This window comes from Chryseobacterium ginsenosidimutans (genome assembly GCF_024807225.1).
Classification (GTDB): Bacteria; Bacteroidota; Bacteroidia; order Flavobacteriales; family Weeksellaceae; genus Chryseobacterium; species Chryseobacterium ginsenosidimutans.
Map to the genome: position 1 here is coordinate 2,337,375 of NZ_JANUCO010000001.1, position 22,837 is coordinate 2,360,211.

Annotated in this window: 26 protein-coding genes and 1 pseudogene; 22 read left to right on the plus strand and 5 right to left on the minus strand. The window is 36.3% G+C overall.

Features of this window, described 5'->3' with window-relative positions:
• Positions 1–9: 9 nt before the first annotated feature.
• The 13 genes and pseudogenes from J3D55_RS11040 to J3D55_RS11100 form a co-directional block, all read left to right on the plus strand.
• Positions 10–1,062 (plus strand): response regulator, encoded by a 1,053-nt coding sequence (locus J3D55_RS11040; protein WP_259131064.1) that lies wholly within the window; start codon positions 10–12, stop codon positions 1,060–1,062.
• Between the two features lie 79 nt (positions 1,063–1,141).
• Positions 1,142–1,498, plus strand: coding sequence for a Rossmann-fold NAD(P)-binding domain-containing protein (locus tag J3D55_RS11045; RefSeq protein WP_259131066.1), 357 nt, complete (start codon positions 1,142–1,144; stop codon positions 1,496–1,498).
• A gap of 84 nt (positions 1,499–1,582) precedes the next feature.
• On the plus strand, positions 1,583–2,014 hold the full coding sequence (locus J3D55_RS11050; protein ID WP_259131067.1) for an Hsp20/alpha crystallin family protein: 432 nt from the start codon (positions 1,583–1,585) through the stop codon (positions 2,012–2,014).
• A 107-nt stretch (positions 2,015–2,121) separates the two neighbouring features.
• The gene (locus J3D55_RS11055; protein WP_259131069.1) at positions 2,122–3,489 is read left to right on the plus strand and encodes an MBL fold metallo-hydrolase RNA specificity domain-containing protein; all 1,368 of its coding nucleotides are present in this window, start codon (positions 2,122–2,124) and stop codon (positions 3,487–3,489) included.
• 622 nt (positions 3,490–4,111) lie between these two features.
• Positions 4,112–4,420 carry a heme-binding domain-containing protein gene (locus tag J3D55_RS11060; protein ID WP_259131070.1) on the plus strand — a complete coding sequence of 103 codons (309 nt, stop codon included), beginning with the start codon at positions 4,112–4,114 and terminating at the stop codon, positions 4,418–4,420.
• A 56-nt stretch (positions 4,421–4,476) separates the two neighbouring features.
• Positions 4,477–4,866 (plus strand): hypothetical protein, encoded by a 390-nt coding sequence (locus J3D55_RS11065; RefSeq protein WP_259131071.1) that lies wholly within the window; start codon positions 4,477–4,479, stop codon positions 4,864–4,866.
• A 125-nt stretch (positions 4,867–4,991) separates the two neighbouring features.
• Entirely contained in the window at positions 4,992–5,438 is a 447-nt protein-coding gene (locus tag J3D55_RS11070) for a thioredoxin family protein (protein WP_259131073.1), read from the plus strand.
• Positions 5,439–5,445: 7 nt separating this feature from the next.
• The gene (locus J3D55_RS11075) at positions 5,446–6,372 is read left to right on the plus strand and encodes an FAD:protein FMN transferase (RefSeq protein ID WP_259131074.1); all 927 of its coding nucleotides are present in this window, start codon (positions 5,446–5,448) and stop codon (positions 6,370–6,372) included.
• Between the two features lie 42 nt (positions 6,373–6,414).
• Complete coding sequence (locus J3D55_RS11080) at positions 6,415–6,663, plus strand: DUF4266 domain-containing protein (protein WP_445432966.1); 249 nt, start codon at positions 6,415–6,417, stop codon at positions 6,661–6,663.
• Between the two features lie 11 nt (positions 6,664–6,674).
• Positions 6,675–7,844 (plus strand): DUF3570 domain-containing protein, encoded by a 1,170-nt coding sequence (locus tag J3D55_RS11085; protein WP_259131076.1) that lies wholly within the window; start codon positions 6,675–6,677, stop codon positions 7,842–7,844.
• Positions 7,845–7,850: 6 nt separating this feature from the next.
• Entirely contained in the window at positions 7,851–8,081 is a 231-nt protein-coding gene (locus tag J3D55_RS11090) for a hypothetical protein (protein ID WP_259131077.1), read from the plus strand.
• A 64-nt stretch (positions 8,082–8,145) separates the two neighbouring features.
• A complete protein-coding gene (locus J3D55_RS11095) occupies positions 8,146–8,625 on the plus strand; it encodes a phosphatase PAP2 family protein (protein WP_259131079.1) in 480 nt (159 codons plus the stop codon).
• A 1-nt stretch (position 8,626) separates the two neighbouring features.
• A pseudogene (locus J3D55_RS11100) lies at positions 8,627–8,722 on the plus strand (VIT1/CCC1 transporter family protein); the annotation flags it as partial.
• Between the two features lie 234 nt (positions 8,723–8,956).
• Here the strand turns inward: J3D55_RS11100 and J3D55_RS11105 are convergent.
• Genes J3D55_RS11105 through J3D55_RS11115 form a run of 3 tightly spaced genes read right to left on the minus strand, consistent with a single transcriptional unit; the run spans position 8,957 to position 11,378 of the window.
• On the minus strand, positions 8,957–9,463 hold the full coding sequence (locus J3D55_RS11105) for a YceI family protein (RefSeq protein ID WP_259131081.1): 507 nt from the start codon (positions 9,461–9,463) through the stop codon (positions 8,957–8,959).
• 60 nt (positions 9,464–9,523) lie between these two features.
• Positions 9,524–10,807, minus strand: a complete 1,284-nt coding sequence (locus J3D55_RS11110) for a hypothetical protein (protein ID WP_259131083.1) — start codon at positions 10,805–10,807, stop codon at positions 9,524–9,526.
• Between the two features lie 34 nt (positions 10,808–10,841).
• Positions 10,842–11,378: a YceI family protein gene (locus J3D55_RS11115; protein ID WP_259131084.1), complete on the minus strand. Its 537-nt coding sequence runs from the start codon at positions 11,376–11,378 to the stop codon at positions 10,842–10,844.
• A gap of 539 nt (positions 11,379–11,917) precedes the next feature.
• Here J3D55_RS11115 and J3D55_RS11120 point away from each other — a divergent pair.
• Both J3D55_RS11120 and adhP read left to right on the plus strand, forming a co-directional pair.
• A complete protein-coding gene (locus J3D55_RS11120; protein ID WP_259131086.1) occupies positions 11,918–13,321 on the plus strand; it encodes an NAD-dependent succinate-semialdehyde dehydrogenase in 1,404 nt (467 codons plus the stop codon).
• 110 nt (positions 13,322–13,431) lie between these two features.
• On the plus strand, positions 13,432–14,466 hold the full coding sequence (adhP, locus tag J3D55_RS11125; RefSeq protein ID WP_259131087.1) for an alcohol dehydrogenase AdhP: 1,035 nt from the start codon (positions 13,432–13,434) through the stop codon (positions 14,464–14,466).
• Positions 14,467–15,176: 710 nt separating this feature from the next.
• Here the strand turns inward: adhP and J3D55_RS11130 are convergent.
• The gene (locus J3D55_RS11130; protein ID WP_259131088.1) at positions 15,177–15,902 is read right to left on the minus strand and encodes a YoaK family protein; all 726 of its coding nucleotides are present in this window, start codon (positions 15,900–15,902) and stop codon (positions 15,177–15,179) included.
• A 91-nt stretch (positions 15,903–15,993) separates the two neighbouring features.
• Entirely contained in the window at positions 15,994–16,680 is a 687-nt protein-coding gene (locus J3D55_RS11135) for a Crp/Fnr family transcriptional regulator (RefSeq protein ID WP_259131091.1), read from the minus strand.
• 129 nt (positions 16,681–16,809) lie between these two features.
• Here J3D55_RS11135 and pckA point away from each other — a divergent pair, with 129 nt between their 5' ends.
• From pckA to J3D55_RS11170, 7 genes are all read left to right on the plus strand, one after another.
• Entirely contained in the window at positions 16,810–18,429 is a 1,620-nt protein-coding gene (gene pckA, locus J3D55_RS11140) for a phosphoenolpyruvate carboxykinase (ATP) (protein WP_259131092.1), read from the plus strand.
• Positions 18,430–18,445: 16 nt separating this feature from the next.
• Positions 18,446–18,826 (plus strand): glycine cleavage system protein GcvH, encoded by a 381-nt coding sequence (gene gcvH / locus J3D55_RS11145; RefSeq protein ID WP_259131093.1) that lies wholly within the window; start codon positions 18,446–18,448, stop codon positions 18,824–18,826.
• A gap of 3 nt (positions 18,827–18,829) precedes the next feature.
• The gene (gcvT, locus tag J3D55_RS11150; RefSeq protein ID WP_259131095.1) at positions 18,830–19,927 is read left to right on the plus strand and encodes a glycine cleavage system aminomethyltransferase GcvT; all 1,098 of its coding nucleotides are present in this window, start codon (positions 18,830–18,832) and stop codon (positions 19,925–19,927) included.
• 13 nt (positions 19,928–19,940) lie between these two features.
• The gene (locus tag J3D55_RS11155) at positions 19,941–20,309 is read left to right on the plus strand and encodes a glycine cleavage system protein H (protein ID WP_259131096.1); all 369 of its coding nucleotides are present in this window, start codon (positions 19,941–19,943) and stop codon (positions 20,307–20,309) included.
• Complete coding sequence (locus J3D55_RS11160) at positions 20,306–20,902, plus strand: methyltransferase domain-containing protein (RefSeq protein WP_259131098.1); 597 nt, start codon at positions 20,306–20,308, stop codon at positions 20,900–20,902. Before J3D55_RS11155 ends, J3D55_RS11160 begins: the two co-directional genes overlap by 4 nt.
• A gap of 100 nt (positions 20,903–21,002) precedes the next feature.
• A complete protein-coding gene (locus J3D55_RS11165; RefSeq protein WP_259135087.1) occupies positions 21,003–22,265 on the plus strand; it encodes an aminotransferase class I/II-fold pyridoxal phosphate-dependent enzyme in 1,263 nt (420 codons plus the stop codon).
• Between the two features lie 240 nt (positions 22,266–22,505).
• The gene (locus J3D55_RS11170) at positions 22,506–22,706 is read left to right on the plus strand and encodes a phage integrase SAM-like domain-containing protein (protein ID WP_259131100.1); all 201 of its coding nucleotides are present in this window, start codon (positions 22,506–22,508) and stop codon (positions 22,704–22,706) included.
• The last annotated feature ends 131 nt before the right edge of the window (positions 22,707–22,837 follow it).

Below are 22,837 nucleotides of genomic sequence, written 5' to 3' on the forward strand. Positions count from 1 at the left end.
TTAGTTCCAATGGAAAAAACATGCATATTGATTATCGAAGATAATGACGATATCCGCGAAAGTACTTCGGAGATCCTTCAACTTGCCAATTATGAAGTATTTCAGGCTTCTAATGGTAGGCAAGGAGTAGATCTGGCTATTAAACATATCCCGGATGTGATATTATGTGATATTATGATGCCGGAACTTGACGGGTATGGGGTTTTACATCTTTTAAGCAAAAGAGAGGATACTGCGCTTATTCCTTTTATTTTTATAACGGCAAAAACGGAACGGGTAGAAGTCCGAAAAGGAATAGAAATGGGTGCAGATGACTATCTTACCAAGCCTTTTGATGATATAGAACTCCTCAGTGCTATTGAAAGCCGATTGAAAAAGAAAGAACGTCAGAAAAGTCTTTACAGTAATATTCTTACTCAAATGACAAATTTATTTCATGGTTCACATGGTCTTGATGAATTAAAGAAAGCCTTTGATGAACGAAAAGTGAAGTTCTTTAAAAAGAAGCAGATTATATACTATGAAGGCGATACTGCAAATGCTGTTTATCTTATTATATCAGGCTCAGTGAAAACAACAAAAATGACGGAAGATGGAAAAGAACTTATGACAGGAGTCTACAGCCTGGAAGAATATTTTGGAATCACGTCATTATTTGCAGGAAAAGAATATAAAGAGACAGCTGAAGTATTGGAGGATGCGACCTTATGTTCAGTTCCCAGACAAGTTATCGATCAATTGTTTTATAAATATCCTGATGTAGCAGAAAAATTCATCAAAATTCTTGCACAAAATGTTATTACCCATGAAGAGCAGTTATTGCAACTTGCCTATTTTTCTGTGAGAAAAAGAATGGCAGAGGTCTTACTTAAACTCCGTGCAAAACATCCTCACACCGACAATTTTGAAATTTCTAGAGAAAATCTTGCTTCTATGGCTGGAATGGCTATTGAAACGGTAAGCAGAATTCTCAGTGATTTTAACGAAGAAAATTTAATAGACAGAAGTGCCGGGAAGATTACCATACTCGATGTTTTAAGACTTCAAAAGCTTAAAAACTAATCTGTATCACTTTTTATAATGATTTCATGCATTTGTAAGTTCTATGCAGTTCAATACATTTGAAGATTGAACAGACAGTATGAAAGTCATAGTTTATAATATCAGCCAAGAAGATAAAAAGCTTCTGGCTTTAGCTAATCGTAAAAAACATAAAATTACGATTATAGTAGATCCTTTAAGTGAAGCTACAGTCCATTTTGCAGAAGCAAAAGACACTGTCATAATCATTGATCAGGAAACCCCGGTTTCAAATAACCTTATTTTGAAACTTATATTCTATGGGATCAAATATTTTATATTCAGATTCCAGGAACAGGTTACCATGGATGTATCAATAATTCAGGATTCCGGATTGAAATACATTACCGTTCCAGACTCAAAATTAGCTATTTCCTCAATAATTGAAATCCTCGATGCCTGGGAAAAAAGTGATTAGTATCATTTCAAAACGCAACGATAGTCATGATTTAAAAATTATTTCCATTATACCTTTGGAGTATAAACCTTAAAATAATTTTTTATGAAAACTTTAGAAAAAACCAATCCAGCAAATCAATCTCAATCATTAGAATCTCTGGTAGAAGATTTTTGGAAGAATGATAATATTGTTAATCAGTCGGTTAAAGCTGAACCTACTGTTAATATTATTGACAAAAATGGTATTTATAAGCTAAAAGTTTCGGCTCCGGGATTCAAGAAAAAGGATTTCAAAGTAGCTGTTGAAGACGGAGCACTGATCATCAGTGCTGAAACCAGTGCAGAGAAAAAAGAAGAAAAAGAAAATTATGTAAGAAAAGAATTTTCAGCTTCCTCATTTGCCCGCAGTTTCCGTTTACCTGACAATATTACATTAGGCCACATAAAAGCCAATTATAAAGGGGGATTATTAAATATTACTATTAATAAAACTAATCTGGATAAAAAAGAAGTAAAAGAGATCAAAATACGCTAAAATTTTTCAGTATTAATTCATAAAACCTGTTACGCATTTTAGGAGATTATTCAAGTGTCAAAGCCTGAGTAAACTAAGTGTGCAACAGATTTATAAAAATAAAAACAATGGACACTATCATTCTAAAATCTCTTGGAGGAGCTGAAACAGTTACCGGATCCAAGCATTTACTAAAAACGCCTGAACTTAATATATTAGTAGATTGTGGGTTATTTCAGGGCATTAAATCTTTGCGTGAACAAAACTGGGAATCGTTAAATGTCAATGTTGCTGAAATAGATATTGTCATTCTTACCCATGCCCATCTTGATCATTGTGGATATATTCCTCTTCTTGTAAAAAACGGGTTTAAAGGTAAAATTTATATAACTGAACCTACCAAAGAATTGGCAAAATTGATTTTACTTGATAGTGCAAAACTGCAGGAAGAGGACGCGAAGAAAGCAAATTTTCACCATTATACTAAGCATAATCCCGCAAAACCGTTGTACACGATAAATGATGCTGAAAGATCTTTTAAACAATTTTTCACTGTTAAAGAGAATCATAATGTCAAATTAAGTGATCATATCCAGTTCAGATTCAAGCCTTGCGGACATATCATTGGGGCTTGCTCTTTAGAAATTGTATGTTTTGGAAAAACTATTGTTTTTTCAGGTGATATCGGACGGACTCACAGTGCAATTTTACCTCCTCCTGATTTTTTCACCAAAGCAGATTTTATAGTAATGGAATCTACTTACGGAGACAGACTTCATGATGCAGCCAATTTGTATGATAAATTGGAACAATGGATCAATCTCACTGTTAAGAACCATGGTAATATAATTATTCCCAGTTTTGCGGTGGGCAGAGCACAGGAGCTTATTTATATTCTTTATCAGCTCAAGGAACAGAACAGAATCCCTTACAATCTTCCTGTAATTATGGATAGCCCAATGGCTGCTTCGGCCACTGACATTATGGTTGAATACGCTCAATACACAACTGTTAATAAAGAAAAATGGCTGGAAATTATTGAACAGATGAATATCAATAGAGAATATACGAATACTGAAGAAATCGTTCATGACAAGCATAGTAAAATAATAATTGCAGGCAGTGGGATGATGACAGGAGGTCGTGTTCTTGAATATTTAAAACATGATGTCGGAAACAGCCGGAATACCGTATTAATTGTTGGTTTTCAGGCAGAAGGTACTCGTGGAAGAGCATTACTTAACGAATCTCATGAGTTGAAAATTCACGGAAGATACTATCCTGTAAAAGCAAATATTGTTGAATTGACGGGATTGTCTGCCCATGCTGATCAATCTGAACTGATGGAATGGATAGGGAAATTTAAAGATGCTCCTCAACAGATCATGTTGGTTCACGGTGAACCCTCAGCGCAAGAAGCATTAAGGGTAAAAATTCAAACGGAGTTGCAAATACCGGTAAACATTTTAGTAAAAGATAAGGAAGTGGTTTTCTGAAGTAGTGCTGAAAGTTGCATTATTTTATAATCATTCTAAAAAGGAAAAAATCTAATTTTGTGTTGTGAGAAAGTTCATTTCCATAATATTACTTTCCTTTTATTTGGTTCCGACAACTGAGTTATATCAGTTGCTGAAGATTCCTGTCTTTATAGAAACTATAAATCCTGACATCACTTTTGAGGTTAAAAAGCAGTCAATAACAGATCATCATGAGAAAATTTATTCCTATGATGTATCCTTTTATGATAAAGGTGCTTTAAATTCTATATGGCGACCTCCTAAATATTGTTAGTCATTTCCGTTTTTTTACGGTTCAACACGTTTGTATTGGTCTCTATTCTGCTGTGATTTGGCTGGAGCCAATCACCTTATGTTTTCTATAATGTAAAAGTAAAATTAGGCAAGTGAAGAGGAATAATTCCGCTTAAGTTATAAAAAAATAAATTCAAAAAAATAAAATAATGAAGAAGTCATTTTTCACCATAAAAAATATTTTAACCGTACTGTTGTTACTGTTTATCGGTATTCAGTTTATTGGTGTTAAAAAAATATCAGCCAGAGCGGATCTGTCAATGCTATCGGAAATTATTATAAAATACCTATAACAGTTCAAACCATTTTGAAAACGAGCTGCTATGACTGTCATTCCAATAACACTTTCTATCCCTGGTACAGTAATATACAACCATTGAAATGGTGGTTGTCTGATCATGTGAATTCCGGAAAAAGACATTTGAATTTTGACGAGTTCAATTCTTACAGCCAGGAAGAGAAGCTTAAAAAACTTGATGAGATTATTGAAACTGTCAAAGACGGAGAAATGCCGCTTACTTCTTACACAGCCATTCATCAGAAGGCAAAACTTTCGCTGTCTGATCGATTCGAAGTAAAAAAGTGGGTAAATGAAACAAAGAGGGAAGTTAAATAATTGACTGCTCATAATTTAAAATCATTCTAACCAAAACATTTCATAATTTTGATTAAGTGAAAAAGTTGATTTCAATATTGCTCTTATCTTTGTATTTGGTTTCCACAACCGAACTGTATCAGCTTTTGAAAATTCCTGATTTGATCGAGCATTATTGTGAACACAAAGCTTTGAATCCGGAAATGTCTCTCACTTCATTTCTGAAAACACACTACGATCATCCGTTGAAAGACGGAGATTATGGTAAAGATCAAAAATTACCTTTTATTATTCATTCGGCACCTCTTGCACTGTTTTTTACTATTGAACAGGGATTTCGTTTTGAAATTAAAAATGACAGTTTCAAACAGATCCGCTCTCACAAAATACCTTCCTATGACGAAAACTTTTGCTTTAAAGGTTTTATAAATTCAGTATGGGAGCCGCCAAGATATTTTCAGAGCTAAATTTTATTTTAACTTGATTATTTATATAATCAAATTAAAACTTCTATAATAAAGTTCATTTTTCAGCTTTATTAATATTCCTATTACATAATAAAAATAAAAAAATCATTATAAAATTTTAAATAATGAAAACAATAATTTTAGCCTTGATAATGGCAGTTTTTTCAATTGGCATTCAGGCTCAGAACCGTATGGATAATGCCAAAAAACAGGCTACAGAAAATAAAGAGCTTATTTTGCTCAATTTTTCCGGTTCCGACTGGTGCATTCCGTGCATTAAGCTTCATAAAAACATTATCGAAACAGAAGATTTCAAAAAGCTGGAAACAGAAAATATAATTGTCTACATCAACGCAGATTTTCCGAGAAACAGGAAAAATCAACTTTCCACAGAACTGAAAAAAGAAAATGCTTCACTTGCGGACCAATATAATTCAAAAGGACTGTTTCCTTATACCCTTTTATTGAATTCCGAAGGAAAAGTACTGAAAAGCTGGGAAGGTCTTCCTTCTGAAAACGCTTTGGCTTTCAGCAACGAGATCAGAGATATCAAAGACAATCAAAAACAGTAAGAGAGTTATGCTAAGAGAATTCAAAAGACCCCAGAAATTAATGGGGAATGCTTTTGAAATTACCGTTGTCAACAATGACGAAAAGACTGCGCAACATCATATCGACGCTGCCGTTGACGAAATCCGGAGAATTGAAAAATTACTGACGACGTTCAATGAAGAAAGTCAGACCAACCTCATCAATCAAAATGCAGGAATACAACCTGTAAAAGTTGATCTGGAGGTTTTTGATTTAATTGAAAGAAGTTTGAGAATTAGCAATATCACAGACGGATATTTTGACATTTCTTATGGTGGAATCGATAAAAGTTTTTGGAATTTCGACCGGGAAATGAAACAGCTTCCTAATCCTGAATTGATTAAAGAGCATTTAAAATTAGTCAATTATAAAAATATTCTATTAAATCGCGAAGACCAGACCGTATTTCTGAAAGAAAAAGGAATGAGAATCGGGTTTGGAGGAATCGGAAAAGGGTATGCAGCAGAAATGGCAAAAAGACTTCTCCAAAAAAAAGGTGTTATATCGGGAATTGTAAATGCTTCCGGTGACCTGACAACTTGGGGAAATCAGGCTGACGGAAAACCCTGGACTATCGGAATTGCCGATCCGGAAAATGCAAAACAGCCATTTTCTTATATGAATATCACAGATATGGCCATTGCAACTTCAGGAAATTATGAAAAGTTTGTTGTCATCAACGGTAAAAAATATTCTCATACGATCAATCCTAAAACCGGAATGCCGGTTTCGGGTGTAAAAAGTGTTACCATTTTTTGCCCGAACGCAGAAATTGCCGATGCAATGGCAACTCCCGTAAGTATTATGGGAATTGATTCTGCCCTCAATATGGTGAATCAGATCAACCATCTGGAATGCATCATTATCGATGATCATGACAAAATTTATTCATCTCAAAACATTAATCTAAAATGAAATCGAAGATTCCATTTTAAATAAAAAACAAACTTAATTCAAATGAAAAATTTCATAAAAATAACAACAGCAATTTGCTTTTTAGTAACAATTGCTTCAGTACAATCCTGTACAACCGTAAAAGAATACGAAAAAAACAAATTAAACGATGCCGAAATGGTTCTTGGAAACAGAACAATAGAAAAAACAGAATTGAGCTTCCAGTCTTACAGAGAAGGTTTCCTCGGGAGCAAACGCAGGAAAAGTGGGCGGCGGTTGCGGATGCAATTAAATAGTAATTATAATATTTAATTTAAATTTAAATGAAAAAATTGATAATAAGCATCGTTGCTCTTTTCGGAATCTTTAATGTAAAAGCGCAGGAAAATACAAGCAGCGAACAGCCGAAAAAACTGACTTTTGATGAAGCGAATCTGGTTTCCAGCTATTACAAACAGGACGGAAACAATTCGGCAGTAACAGGAGGAATAGGTTCTGAAAAACTTACAGATATTTCCAATACCATTGATGTTACAATGGTGAAATATGATAAAAAAGACAGAAAAAATAAATTCAACTTCAGTGTCGGGATCGATCATTATACATCGGCATCTTCCGATATGATTGATCTGAAAGCCAATTCATCAGCTTCCCGTGCAGATAACAGAATTTATCCCGCATTAAGCTGGAGTCGCGAAAACGAAACAAAAGGCAGCACGTTGATGGCAGGCGTTTCATTCTCAAGTGAATTCGATTACCAGTCTTATGGTGCAAATATTGGTTTTGCTCAAAAAACAGCCAACAAAATGGGAGAATTTACAGCAAAATTCCAGGCTTATCTGGATCAGGTAAAATTGATTGCTCCTATAGAATTGCGAACTGCTGATAATGAAGGCACGAGCGGCAGAAATACTTTTGCGCTATCACTTTCGTATTCACAAATTATCAATCAGAATTTCCAGGTGGAGCTTTTGGCAGACGGGATTCAGCAGACGGGATATTTGAGTTTACCTTTTCACAGAGTTTATTTTACGGACAATTCTGTTCATCAGGAAGCGTTGCCTGATAAACGTTTTAAAATACCTTTGGGAGTAAGAGCTAATTATTTTCTGGGTGATAAAATAATTCTGAGAGCATATTACCGCTATTATACTGATGATTGGGGATTAAAATCAAATACATTCAGTCTGGAAACTCCGGTGAAAATTTCTCCCTTTGTTTCGGTGAGTCCATTTTACAGGTATTATTCTCAGACCGCGGCAAAATATTTTGCACCTTATCAGGAGCACACGGCTTTTGATGATTTTTACACAAGCAATTATGATCTTTCAAAGTTCGACAGTCATTTTTACGGAGCAGGAATCCGATTCAGTCCAAAGAACGGTTTATTTGGTATCGAACGGCTCAATATGCTGGAAATCAGATATGGGCATTATACAAAATCTGTGGGTATGAAGTCTGATATCATTTCGTTAAACTTAAGATTTAAATGATAGATTATGAGATTATTAACCATGATCCTAATCACTTTAACCTGTTCAAACATTTGTTTTGGGCAGGTTACATATGATTCAATTAAACTAAAAGATCCGAATTTCGGAAGGTATGATGACAAGGTTTATAAACCCACTTATAAAAAACTGATTGTCCCAACGGTTTTTATTGCCTACGGTATTGTGAGTTTAAGTTCCGATGACCTTAAAAACCTGAATAGATCTACTTCAATATGAAATTGGCGAACATCAACCAAAACATATCAAGCTGGATAATTATACACAATATTTACCGGTCGTAATGGTATATGGATATAATCTTGCAGGAATAAAAGGAAAACATAATTTGAAAGAAAGGACGATTATTTATGGAACCTCTCAGCTTATTTCCGCCGCCTTCGTATTACCTTTAAAACATTTGGTAAAAGAAGAGCGTCCTGATGGATCCAATAACTTCTCTTTTCCTTCCGGCCATACGGCAGCAGCTTTTTCTTCGGCACAATTTTTATTCAGAGAATATAAGGATAAAAATTTTTGGCTGGCTATTAGCGGTTATCCCGTTGCCATTTTTACAGGGATTTACAGGACATTAAATAATAAACACTGGGTAGGAGATGTAGTGGCAGGAGCAGGATTTGGTATTTTAAGTACTGAATTAGCTTATTGGTTATTTCCCACTGTCAATAAGCTGTTTAACAAGAAAGAATCAAAAAATATAACATTAATATATCCTGTTCTTGAGCCTAAAAATTTGGGTGCAGGACTTGTTTTAAACTTTTAATATACATCATCAATTAGAAAAACATTATGTAAATAGAATTGGCTGGCTTCGTGCAGCCGTTTTAGGAGCGAACGACGGTTTGTTGTCTACTACAAGTAATTTTAATTGATTTTAAATAGGCATTTGGCACTTAGTATAATATCGGAAGCAAAGGCGTAGGTATCGAAAACTTCCACTCGACATAGTCTTATTTGAATCGATGCACATCTTGGTAGTTTAACTTTGATCGGGAGCGAGCGGGGCTGCCGACGTGGTCAAACAAAAAAACAACATCACCGGTTAGAGCGGGTGATGTTGCTTTGCAAAATTTAATTATATGAAAAAGTAGTCTCTAAATTCTCATTGCCAGACTGAATATCAGGTCGAGGTCGTCCTTCACAACGATCATTCCGCCCATCTTTTTTGGAGGTATGATGTTGAAATCACTGAATTTGAGACTCTTGCGACCTATCAGTTTGTTATTCTGTATAATGAAATCTACGTGATATTTCTTAGTTTGATTCATAATCTTTACTTCTATAACTGCAAGGAGATTTTTCTGATCCTTGGTAAGGCTGAGAAATCGGATGGTCATCTCAGGATATTTTTCCACATTCAGCATTTTTCGGAAATCCCTGATCATCATCTTATTGCCGCAGTCGAAATCACTCACTTTTAAAATGATATTAGGTAGATTTTTTTCTGAGAGAGAATAAGAATCAAGGTCATTTTTAAATGTGGTATTGAAAAATTGAAAACTGCTGACATTTGTACTGCCATTAATTTTTACAAAATTTTCCTGAGCATTGATCATTGTTGTAGAAAATAAGAAAAGTAGTACCATATAGAAAGGTTTCATAGCTTTAGTTTTAAGAAACAGAGGAACTACTAGTTTCCTCTGCTTCTGTTAAATGAAGACTTAAAAAGATATTACAGCTTCCAGCATAAATCCGTTAAATTTACCATCTCTGCGGATGTTTGTTGTTGGATATCCGTCGTATTTCTGGTTGACATATTCTAATTTTGCAAGGATGTTTTTAGTCATAAACCAGCCTCCGCCAATATTATATCGGTCTACACTGATGTCGTCTCCGGTGATTAGTTTTCCGTCCACTTTGTTGTACCGTCCGCCGAAGTATAAGTTTTCAGTATTTCCGAATCTGTAGATAAGTTCTGCTGCATATTGGTTGTACGTTCTTCTATCAGTTTCTACGAGGTTACGTCCAGATGCGGATTCGAAGATTCCGAAGAATTCCAATCCTTTATATTTCAGAAACGGGTTGATCATAAATGAAGTCATCGTATTTGAAAAGTCAGGATCTACCATTCCGGATCTCATTTGAGCAGAAGAAGTGGCTGCTGTATTTTCCATCACAAAATAGTATCTGGAACCGGCTCTGTCTCCATTGTAAAAGTCAAGTCTTGGCGCTCTTGCAATATTGTAGACAGATCCTGTTAGTCTTACTCTTAGGTCTTGTGTAATCTGTTTATCATAGCCTAATTTTCCGTAAATGCCGGGACTTGTTCCTCCAGTAGCGGTTTGATTAAGTTTTCCGTTAGTCACACCACCCATTATGATAATGCCGTTTCTTCGATAGTATAGTTCTGCAAAAGGAAATGTAGCATAAGCATCCATCAGGTAATTTCCGACAAACGGATTCAAAATAGCGTAAGCATTATCGGTTCTTCTTAGTTGCGCATCACCATAGTTGATTTGATCCTGACCTACTTTGATGGTTGTATATTTCATTAGCTCCTCTGCAAAACCTTTTTGGATGAAGTCCAACTTATCAATTTGTAAGTATCCACCTTTTACATAAGTTTCGTTATGGTGTCTTGAAGACAAGAATGTTCTCAAGTGAAGATTAACACCGTCATATAAAGCGACGTCCAGGTCTAAGTTGGCGGTTGGGAGGTTGATGTTATTTCCTATGTCGTACAACTGAGTGGTATTGACACCGTTAACCATTACCGGTGTCGCATTATTCTCATGTCTTATTCCCTGGAATTGTAATGCAAATGCACCTCCCACTTTTACTCTTAAGTGATCAAAAGTGGAAACAGTATCTTTTGGGTTTTCAAATACCGTCAATCCCCGTTGGTCTCTTGGTTTCAAATTGTCCAATTTACCTTCTTGAGCGATTGCGGATGTTGCTGTTAATAAAGCTGCGATGAAGCCGACTTTTAATATATTTCTTTTCATGATATTAAATTTTATTCAGTTAATTGATTTGAGTTTAGTCTGCGACTACATTTACTTTTACGGTGACAACATCACCAGTTTTGATTCCCATAAACCCTGGGCGTTCCATTCCGAATTCTGACATTTTGATCGTTTCGGATCCGTCAATGATATAAGTGTTTCCTTTTTTCACAATGGAGATAGGGAACGCAACGGTTTTAGTAGCTCCTGCAATTGTTAATTTTCCAGTAGCATTGCTTTTTCCAAGATTGATGGAAGTAGCCGTAAAAGATATGTTAGGAGCTTTTTCTGCCTTCAATGCATCATAGGCCTTCTTTTCCATCGTCTTTCCCTTTTCTGCCTTTAGATTTCTGACAGGGACGGTGAAGGTCACATTCGTGATTGCATTTCCCGAAACAGTTCCAGAAAAATTTGCATTGGTACCGGTCATTTCCCAGTCGTGCATCGGAGATGTTCCGAGAATAGTGATGGCCGTACTTTTTTGGGCTAATCTTTGAGCATTTGATAATTGTGGTAATAACATACTTCCTAATACTAAACCAAGCGCCATAAGATGTTTCGTAGTTTTCATTTTGATATTATTTTATTGTTTTAATTGTGTTTTTTATATTTTATACGATGAAGAAGTGGTCGTAATTAATTTTACTCGTATAATAAATAGGATGATTTAAATTTTGTTTATCGTCACGATACGAGATTAGTATTGATTGTACCGCATTGATTTCTCCGAATTTTTGATTAGAAGTTGATCTAAATTCATAGGCCAAAGGTAAAATATGAGTAAGGTTCAGAAGATGACGGTAATTTCATTTTGTAATGATCCTTATCACTTTGTTCTTTCACCTTCTCTGGCATCATATTTTATGATTATCTTAAATTTCAGTAATCCCATAATTCTTGACTTTCATGATGTCTTTTCATTATTTAAAGACGGGTAATCGCTTAATTATCAATAATTTGTATTAATTAGGTTCGTCAAATGTCGTTGTAAGATTATAATTAGTTGGGATATTAATTTACTTTGCTGATGATCACAAAGATTAGTGATGGGGGTCATTTTCTGTATACTTTTCTGTTTCTAGATTTGTTCAACCTTTTAAAATAAATAATATGGAAACAATAAGAACAGCATCAGTTATTAAAACAGTAAATCCATTCAATAATGCGCTTGTGAAATCTTTTGATGAAATGACGGAGGAACAGATTGAATCAAAAATTAACCTTGCGAACGAAGCTTTCAAAAGCTGGAAGAAATCCGCAAAGTCTGAGCGTGCGAAATTATTGCACCGCGTTGCAGAACTGATGCGAATTAAATTAGATCACCTTGCAGAATTAGCAACCTTGGAAATGGGAAAACTGATTAAAGAAAGCCGTGTAGAAGTCGCTTTGTGTGCAGATATTTTTGAGTATTATGCAGAGCAGGGGGGAAAATTCCTGGCCGATCAGCCCCTGGAAACACCAACGGGCTCGGCATTTATCAGTTACGAGCCGCTTGGCGTCTTATTAAGTATTCAGCCCTGGAACTTTCCTTTTTACCAGATCACCCGCTCTGCGGCACCCCATTTAATGGCAGGAAACACGATGCTTCTTAAACACGCCTCTAATGTACCGCAATGCGCTCAGGCAATGGAAGATATTTTTCTGGAAGCAGACTTTCCTGAAGGTGTTTATCAGAATTTATTTATTCCGGGCAGCAAAACCGCCGGCCTGCTTGCTGATAAAAGGATCAAAGCAGTGACATTTACCGGCAGCGAACCTGCAGGGTCAGCGATCGCAGCAATGGCCGGCAAGCTCGTCAAAAAATCTACTTTGGAGCTTGGCGGAAGCGATGCTTTTGTAGTGCTCGATGACGCTGATATTGAGCAGGCAGTTGAAGCAGCTGTGCGTGGCCGTATGTGGAATGCCGGCCAGGTTTGTGTATCACCTAAAAGAGTGATTGTGGAAGAAGCTGTTGCCGAAGAATTTTTGGAAAAAGTAAAAGCAAAATTCACAACCCTGAAAGTAGGTGACCCAATGGAGGAGCTGACCGATCTTGCGCCCCTGAGCAGTGAAAAAGCCGTTGACGATGTTATCAGACAGGTTCAGAAGGCGGTTGAACAAGGTGCGAAATTAGTGACCGGGGGTAAACGAATTGACCGTGCAGGTGCCTTTATGGAACCTACGATTCTGACTGACATTCAACCTGGCTTTGCTGCCTATCACGAAGAGATTTTTGGACCTGTATTGATGATGTACAGGGTGAAAGATGAGCATGCAGCTATCGAATTGGCGAATGCTACAGATTTTGGCCTGGGAGGTACGGTCTTCAGCACCAATCAAGAGAGAGCGATTCGTGTGGCCAGACAGATGGATACAGGGATGGTGTACATCAACCATGTCACAGGTATTGCGCCTGAACTTCCGTTCGGCGGAACTAAACACTCGGGCTATGGCAGAGAGCAGTCGGCTGCGGCCATCTACGAATTTGTCAATGCAAAACTGATACGTACCACTTCTCCGGACGCTGCATATTAATACAGTAAGGGTCTGCAAAACAGCATACTTTCTTATTTTCCAATTTAACCTTTAATTCAGCATATGGCTTTACTATCAATAAAGCCTTCTGCTCTAGAACTCTATAAATTATGATACCAAAAAAAATGAAAGCAGCGGTGATCCACGCTTTTGGAGAGCCATTACAAATTGAAGAAATGCCGGTGAGAGAACCGGGAGACAATGAAATATTAGTGAAGGTCATTGCCTGTGGTGTTTGCCATACCGATCTGCACGCCTGTGAAGGAGACTGGCCTGCCAAACCAAAGATGCCTCTGGTTCCCGGACACGAGGCGATAGGGTATGTTGTTGCCTTAGGAAATAGTGTAAAAAACATTAAAGAGGGTGATATTGTCGGTGTACCATGGTTATATAGTGCCTGCGGATGTTGCGACTATTGCTACACGGGCTGGGAAACCCTTTGTGAAAGTCAGAAAAACGGAGGCTACAGTGTAGATGGTGGTTTTGCCGAATATGTGGTCGCCGATGCAAGATATGTTGCCCGTTTTCCTTCAGGTATTAATTTTGCAGAAATGGCACCAATTATTTGTGCAGGTGTTACTGTTTACAAAGGTCTGAAAGAAACCTATGCCAAACCGGGGGAATGGGTAGGCATTTCCGGAATTGGGGGACTGGGACATCTTGCCATTCAGTATGCCAAAGCGATGGGCCTGCACGTGGCAGCGATTGATATTGCCGATGATAAATTAAAACTGGCCAAAGAATTAGGGGCAGATATCACCGTAAATGCTAAAGAAAATGATCCAGGATCGTTCCTTAAGAAAGAGACCGGTGGGATGCATGGCATGCTGGTGACAGCACCATCGACAACTGCATTTAATCAGGCGCTCGGTGCACTTCGACGTAAAGGGGTACTTTCCTTAAACGGACTACCTGCAGGTACCTTTGACCTCTCGATTTTCGACACGGTGATCAATGGAACCACGATCCGGGGTTCCATTGTGGGAACACGTAAAGATATGGAAGAAGCCATTGCTTTTGCCGTTGAAGGAAAGGTGAAGGCTACTGTAAAAACAGCCAGACTCGAAGATATCAATACCGTTTTTGATGAGATGAAAAAGGGAGATATCAGCGGCAGAATGGTTCTGGAAATCGCAAAGCCATAGCTTTCTCTGCTACAATTTATTTTAATAGTATTGATGGTAACAATAAGGCATGACAGAGCTTAGATATATAATGACAAAAACATTGGTATTTGTGCACACCACGATAGTGATATGGCTTCGGTGCCGGCTAACGCTCAATCATTAGCCCCTTAATAGAGGCTATCTCAAAGTACCCTCTCTCTGACTTCCTATGTGACAAATTTTGTCATTTAGGAAATTCTCAGCGTAATAATTTACCTTTGAGACAGCCTTATTTCATTTAGACTAATATTTTTGAGCAAATACGCGTATAATCTGCTGAATGTTGCGGATATTGAAGGAATGATGCAGTATGATCTTTATTCTATGGAGCAAGATAATGGTTCCCAAACAAATCGGTAGGTATTGACTTCTGACGCTTTTGGAAGTGTATCATGGAAGTCCATTACTTTAACTACAATAATGCATGTTTTTCCAATATCTCCTGGACCAGGAAATTATACATTTAAAACTACAAACCCTTCGGGAGAGGACAATGCGTTCATTACTCCTCCCCAGATACATGGCGAGTTACGCAGGTCTTCAATCTTAGAGATCCGGAACTTTTTTTCTACTCTGGAAAATGTCATAGCTTATATTTTTGTTCCTGTTGGACATGAAAATAAAGTAGCTTAATCTGTCGTTGATTATATTTTTCAAAATATTTAAAACAAGAAACAAGAAAAATAAAACTATCTCAATTTTCTTTTCAGGTGATAGTACCGGAATAATAACTCGTCATACCATAAGGCAAATAATAGTAGACTTGCGGGAATAAGGAGAGTTTTCAATTGAAAATGCTGATATACAAGTGCTCCAAGTATTCCGCCCAAAAAGAAACAACTGATGATCATAAGCTTTAAAAAAATGCTTTTGTTTAATTGTATTCTTCTTCCTTTTCCCCCATGAAAAAGCAGTAGTGACAACTCGATTCCCAGATCTGTAAAGAGTCCTGTGAGATGGGTGGTTCTTACTACGGACTGAGAAACGCGGGTAACAAGAGCATTTTGTAGTCCCATCGCAAAAAGCAATGCCGAAGAAATTATTAGCGGTATAGAAGGACGATCAGATAAGAGTTCGGGTGAAAGACCTACGAAAAGCATGATCCCAATTTCAACAGATAGGGGAATGATATAAGAGGTATGGGATTTATATTTTGAGGCCCATTCCATGATAACCCCTGAAACAAAGGCTCCAAATAGGAAAAACAGGATATACAACAAATAAATAAATGCCATTTTAAAATTCCTTACAAATAGTTGTTCCGAGAAATAGGCAAAGTGTCCCGTTACATTTGTGGTTAGGGTACTTACAGCAAGAACCCCCGTGATATTCACTAACCCTGCAACGCAAGACAGAATAGAAGCCAGTTTTAAATTATGGGAATATGTTCGTCCTTTCCCTTTGTGTCTAAACATGAATAATTCCTTTAGGTTAATTGTAAGCTATGAATTTGAAAGACAAAATTATTTCTTGCAGGCCATCAGAAGCCATAGAGCGCAAAAAAAATTATCTATTAATATTAGCAATTCGGATTAGGCTTTCCAAATCTGTCAATTGTATTTTTCTTCCTTCCATTGTGATAAGATGATCCTCACGGAAATCATGAAGTATACGGGCTAATGTTTCATTGGCTGTTCCTACCATATTGGCAAGATCTGTTCTGGAAAGAGTGATATATATCTTATCTTCCCAATCATTTAATCTATATTTTTTATGAAGGATTAACAAGCTTAGCGCCACACGCTCCCTGACCGTCCGTTGGGATAAAACGGTCATAAGATTAGCCATTACACTGAATTCATGGCTAAGGCTTTTGAGAAGCAATGTTGAAAATACTTTCGACTGATCAAGAATATTCAAAAAATCCTCTTTGGGGATAAAAGCAATAGCAGAATTTTCTATGGCCTGGGTTGTATCTCCATAGGAATCATTGCTTAATATCGCTGAATATCCAAAAAATTCTCCAGCATTATAGATGTAAATAATCTGTTCCCTGCCATCATTGTCCACCTTATACTTTTTTACTTTACCCTCTTTTAAAAAAAATATCCCATTAGGAATAGTCCCTTCAGTAAATATGGCTTCATTTTTACGGTAATTTTTAACCTGCATTACCTTTTGAAGCATTTCCTTATCATATGGGGAAAGCTCCTCAAAAAGATATTGACTATTAAAAATAAACTTTGAAATCATGGTTTACTAAATTAAGCAATTTTAAGACAATATAAATTTGACTTAAATCAAGTTTAGAAAAGGTGTACGTCATTTATTTTTCCTTGCAAAGCCCCTACTTTTGTGAACATAACAAATCTGCATTGATTTATGGAATATTTAAAATCTCTAAGAAATATTGGAATTGTACCCAGTAAAGAAGTTTATTGGAATTTATCCGTGCCTCAACTGATATCTCAGACATTAAAAACCGGCCAAGGGAGTATCACAAGGTCAGGAGCTTTGGCTTGTGATACCGGTGAATTCACGGGACGTTCTCCGAAGGATAAATATATTGTGATGGACGATACAACCAAAAATTCCATTTGGTGGGGAGAAGTTAATCATCCTTTTTTTCCTGAAGATTTTGAAAGGTTGTATGACAGCGTTATAACCCACCTTTCAGACCGAGATATTTATATTAGGGATGCCTACGCTTGTGCAAAGCCTGAATATAGGTTGAACATAAAAGTTATTACTGAGACAGCATGGTCAAATTTGTTTGTGAACAATCTTTTTTTGAGACCTACAGAAGCGGAATTGGAAACCTTTCAACATGAATGGCTGATCCTTAATGCTCCCGAGTTTAAAGCAATTCCTGAAATCCATAAGACCCGTCAGCATAATTTCACCATTATCAATTTCACCAGGAAAATAATCCTTATTGGAGGAAGCGGGTATACCGGAGAAATCAAGAAGGGAATTTTTACAGTATTAAATTATATTTTACCATTTGAAAAAAATGTACTGCCCATGCACTGCTCTGCTAACATAGGAGCAAATGGGGATACATCTGTATTTTTTGGTCTTTCCGGAACAGGGAAAACTACGCTCTCTGCGGATCCTTCAAGAAAGCTAATCGGTGATGATGAACATGGCTGGGATCATGAAAATGTTTTTAATTTTGAAGGTGGATGTTATGCCAAATGTATAGGCCTGAGCAAGGAAAAAGAGCCGCAGATATTTTCCGCCGTTCGCTCCGGAACTTTGCTTGAGAATGTGCGCTTTTTTGAGGGAACCGATATTGTTGACTATGACAACGTTTCAGTCACAGAAAACACTAGAGCGGCTTATCCTATTGACTTTATCGATAATGCAGTGCATTCTTCCATAGGTAAAACTCCTAATAATATATTCTTTTTAACCTGTGATGCTTTTGGAGTTCTTCCTCCCATATCAAAATTGTCAGTAGGGCAGGCTATGTATCATTTTATCTCAGGATATACTGCAAAAGTGGCAGGAACCGAAGCTGGAATTACAGAACCTCAGACCACATTTTCAGCATGTTTTGGAAAACCTTTTCTGCCGCTTCATCCCACACAATATGCAGAACTGTTAGGGAAAAAATTAAAAGAAAATAATATCAAGGTATGGCTTATTAATACCGGCTGGTCCGGAGGAGCTTACGGTATAGGGGAGCGTATGAAGCTAGCGTATTCCAGGGCTATGATATCGGCTGTACTCGAAAATAAATTGGAAAATGTAGATTTTGTTTGTGATGCTGTATTTGGACTTCAAATTCCTGTAGAATGTGAAGGGGTACCATCTGAAATTTTGTATCCTGGAAATACGTGGAACGACCAGTCGGAATATGATGAAAAAGCTTTGCATCTTGCTAAGCAGTTTGTACAAAATTTTAAGTCTTTTGAGTCTTTTGCCGATGAAGAAATATTAAGCGGAGGTCCCCTGATCAAAACTGAGATTAACTCATTGAAGAAGCATATAAATTAATAAAAGAACTACAATAATGAAGATTCCTAAAAACCTCTTGTACACTGAAGATCACGAGTGGGTTAGATTAGAAAATGATATAGCCTATATCGGAATTACTGATTTTGCCCAGCGTGAATTAGGAGATATAGTGTATGTTGAAATAGAAACCCTTGGGGAAGTTTTAAAACAACATGAGATATTTGGAACAGTTGAAGCTGTAAAGACAGTATCTGACCTTTTCTTGCCCATTGCCGGAAAGATACTGGAAATTAACCCCAAATTAGAAATAAATTCTGAACTGGTAAACTCTGACCCTTATGGAGAAGGATGGATGATTAAAATAAAAATTGCGAATCTTTTTGATATGGAATGGCTGTTGAGACCTGACACGTATACATGTTTAATAGGATTATAATAAATGACAACTAAAAAACTAAAGAAAACGGCATTTAATGCGATGCATCATGTTCTTGGAGGGAAAATGATTGAATATGCCGGGTATGAAATGCCTGTTCAGTACAAAGGAGTCACTCATGAACATGAAATGGTAAGACGTGGTATTGGAGTTTTTGACGTTTCTCATATGGGCGAGATTTCAATACAGGGAAAAGGTTCTTTGGAATTAATCCAAAAAATCACTTCTAACGATGTATCAAAGCTTTATCCGGGAAAAGTACAATACAGCTGTATGCCCAATGATATCGGCGGACTTATTGATGATTTGCTGGTATATAAAATAAGCAAAAACGATTATCTGCTGGTAGTTAACGCCTCCAACATACAAAAAGATTTGGATTGGATCAAAAGACATAATTCTTTTGGAGCAGAAGTAACCAATATTTCAGATTCAGTTTCTTTATTGGCCGTTCAGGGACCGAAATCGGTAGAAGTCTTACAAAAGCTGACGGATATTAATTTAAAAGAACTAGAATCTTATACTTTCACCATCGGTGAATTCGCCTATATTCCGAATGTTCTAATCTCAGCAACAGGATATACAGGAGAATCAGGATTTGAAATCTATGTAGAAAATAAATATGCAGCCCATTTATGGGGAGCTATATTTGGAGCGGGAAAAGAGGAAGGTATTGAGCCAATAGGATTGGCTGCAAGAAATACACTGCGTCTTGAAATGGGGTATTGCCTTTATGGAAATGATATTAATGATTTTACTTCACCATTGGAAGCTGGCCTGGGTGGGATAACAAAATTTACTAAAGATTTTGTTTATAGTGGATTCTTAAAAATTCAAAAAGAAAAAGGAGTTACTAAAAAGCTGGTTGGTTTTGAAATTGAAGACAAAGGGATTCCTCGCCACGGGTATGAAATTTGGGATCATCAGCATCAAATAATTGGAACAGTTACCTCCGGAACGCTCTCCCCTACACTCAAAAAAGGGATAGGGATGGGATATGTCTGTGTTGAAAATACTAAGCCTGGAAGTGAAGTTTTTATTAATATTAGAAATAAACCCGTTAAGGCTGTTGTTGTTGCGGTTCCATTTGTTAAAAAATAGATTAACTCATTGTATGCTTGTTCCCAAAAATCTTTATTATACTGAAAATCATTTATGGTTAAGAAAAATAGGATTATATGATTTCTGTATAGGTATTACAGATTTTGCTCAAAAGGAGATAGGAGAAATTCACCTGATTGAATTTAGCCCGCAAGAAGCCATAAGAAAAGAAGATCCTTGGGGAGCTGTTTATGGAATTAATAAGACTTTTCAGCTCTTAGCTCCCTGTGATTGTAAAATTATGGAAGTAAATCAAAATGCAACCCTAAAGCCTTCGCATATTAACACAGATCCTTATAACTGCTGGCTTTTTATTCTTTCAACCCATATCTCAACGGATGAATTTTTAACGTATAATGATTATAGAGAAATAACAAAATGATTTTTAAACAGCTTAGACAGAATATTGATGTAAAGGATGCCGTTTTTAATGAAATATATCCTTCGAATATACAGGCAGTAGCAGAAAAACACTGGACTCCCGTTGCAGTTGCTAAAATGGCAGCAGAATACTTGGCGGAAAAATCGGGTAAGAAGGTACTTGATATTGGTGCGGGTGCAGGAAAGTTTTGTCTAGTGGGTGCAGCTTCTACAGAGGGATTTTTTTATGGAGTGGAGCAGAGATCTTCCCTGACTAAAATATCAAGGAAAATAGCAGACCGGCATAATATCAAGAATGTAAAATTTATCAATTCCAATATCAATGAAATTTGCTTTTCTGATTATGAATCCTTCTATTTTTTTAATTCCTTTTTTGAAAATATAGATACTTCATCTCCGATTGACAAGACAATACTTCCTGACAGTGAATTATATCATTCTTATTCAGATTATGTAAAAGAACAATTAAATAAAACTCCCGTTGGAACCCGCTTAGTTACGTATTGGAGTAAATGGGACGAAATCCCGAGGAACTTTGACTTGGTAGATTCTGCCTGCAATGGATTTTTAAGTTTTTGGAAAAAAGTATCTTAACTCAGTTTTGGAAAAGATAAACTCCATTTTCTCTCTTAAAGAAAACTATCTGAAACTATTAATTCAAAGTAATTATAATTATAAAAACATTTTTCAAGAAATGAATATAGTAGATAAAATAAAAACCCGTCTTGGCCCTCTGGGAAATCATGCTCATTATGCACACGGATATTATGCCTATCCCACGCTTGAAGGAGAGATTGGTAATAGCATGTTTTTTAATGGAAAGAAAAAACTGGTTTGGAGTCTGAATAATTATTTAGGCTTGGCTAATCATCCTGAAGTTAGACAGGCGGATATTGAAGGAACCAGGAACTATGGTCTTGCTTATCCTATGGGAGCAAGGATGATGAGTGGAAATACGAAGTTGCATGAAGAATTTGAAGAAAAAATAGCCGATTATGTTCAGAAAGAAGATGCCTTTTTACTAAATTACGGTTATCAGGGGATGGTATCAATCATTGATAGTTTGGTGGATCGAAAGGATGTAATTGTTTATGATGCTGAATCCCATGCTTGTATTATTGATGGAATACGTTTGCATCTGGGGAAACATTTTGTTTTTAAGCACAATGATATAGAGAATTGTGAGAAGCAATTGGAACGCGCAAACAAAATAGTATCTGAAACAAAAGGAGCCATATTGGTGATAACAGAAGGTGTTTTTGGAATGCGTGGAGATCAGGGAAAACTGAAAGAGGTTGTTGCTCTGAAGAAAAAGTTTAACTTTTCTTTATTGGTAGATGATGCTCATGGTATTGGTTGCTTAGGAAAGACTGGAGCAGGCACGGGTGAAGAGCAAGAGGTGCAAGATGGCATCGATTTTTATTTTGGAACGTTTGCAAAATCATTTGCTGGTATTGGAGCTTTTATTGCCAGTACGAAAGAAACAATCTCATTTCTAAAGTATAATATGCGGTCTCAAATATTTGCTAAAGCATTACCAATGCCGATGGTATTCGGTGCTTTAAAAAGATTGGAATTAATGCGTACAACACCAGAACTTAGAGAAAAGCTTTGGAAAATAACCCACAGTTTACAAAAAGGCTTAACTAAAGCAGGTTTTGATATTGGTAATACAAATTCTCCGGTAACCCCAGTTTATCTCAATGGAACTATAGAAGAAGCGACAGCGTTGGTTCGGGATTTACGCGAAACCCACCAGCTGTTTTGCTCTATGGTGGTTTATCCTGTTGTACCGAAAGGAATAATCATTTTACGATTGATTCCTACTGCTGTTCATACTTTGGAAGATGTAGAAACGACAATTGCTGTATTTAAAGAAATCAGAGCTAACTTAAACTCCGGTTATTATAAACAGCAATCCGGAAATAGTAATACATTAGAAGCGAAAACAATTTAAGCAAATGTCTATATATTGTAATCTTTACTAAAAGTATTATTTTATAAACTGAAATACATGGTCTGAATATTATGTATATTTTTTTTGGTATTACTATATTTTGTAGTAATACCTTTTTTTGTGGTTATTGAATAAATGTTTCTCCCACATGAGCTGTACAAAAATCTCTTGGTAACCTTTAATAAATAGAGAAATTTTATCTTAAAAGAGTGTAAATTAAAACATTTATCTAATAAAGATGTGGATGTTAAAATAGCAGAAGGTTTTAAAACATTTTTGTTGTCTTCAGCTAAGTCTAATGAAAAGAAAAACGTAATTTCAAGAAATACAGCCTCTACCTATTTTCCCATCTTTAAAGCTTTTTTAAAACAGGCTTTTATTGACGACAACATTACTTCCGATCTTTCTGCAAAAATAAAGGAATTTCTAAACAGCAGTTAAGACGTGAGTATTTGATAATATCTGCTTAATAAGCTCGTGAAGACTTCCTTTAGGAATAATGTTATAAAAAGGACTGCTTTATTTTCAGCTGTTACTGGATTACGACATTATGATATTCAAAAACTGCGATG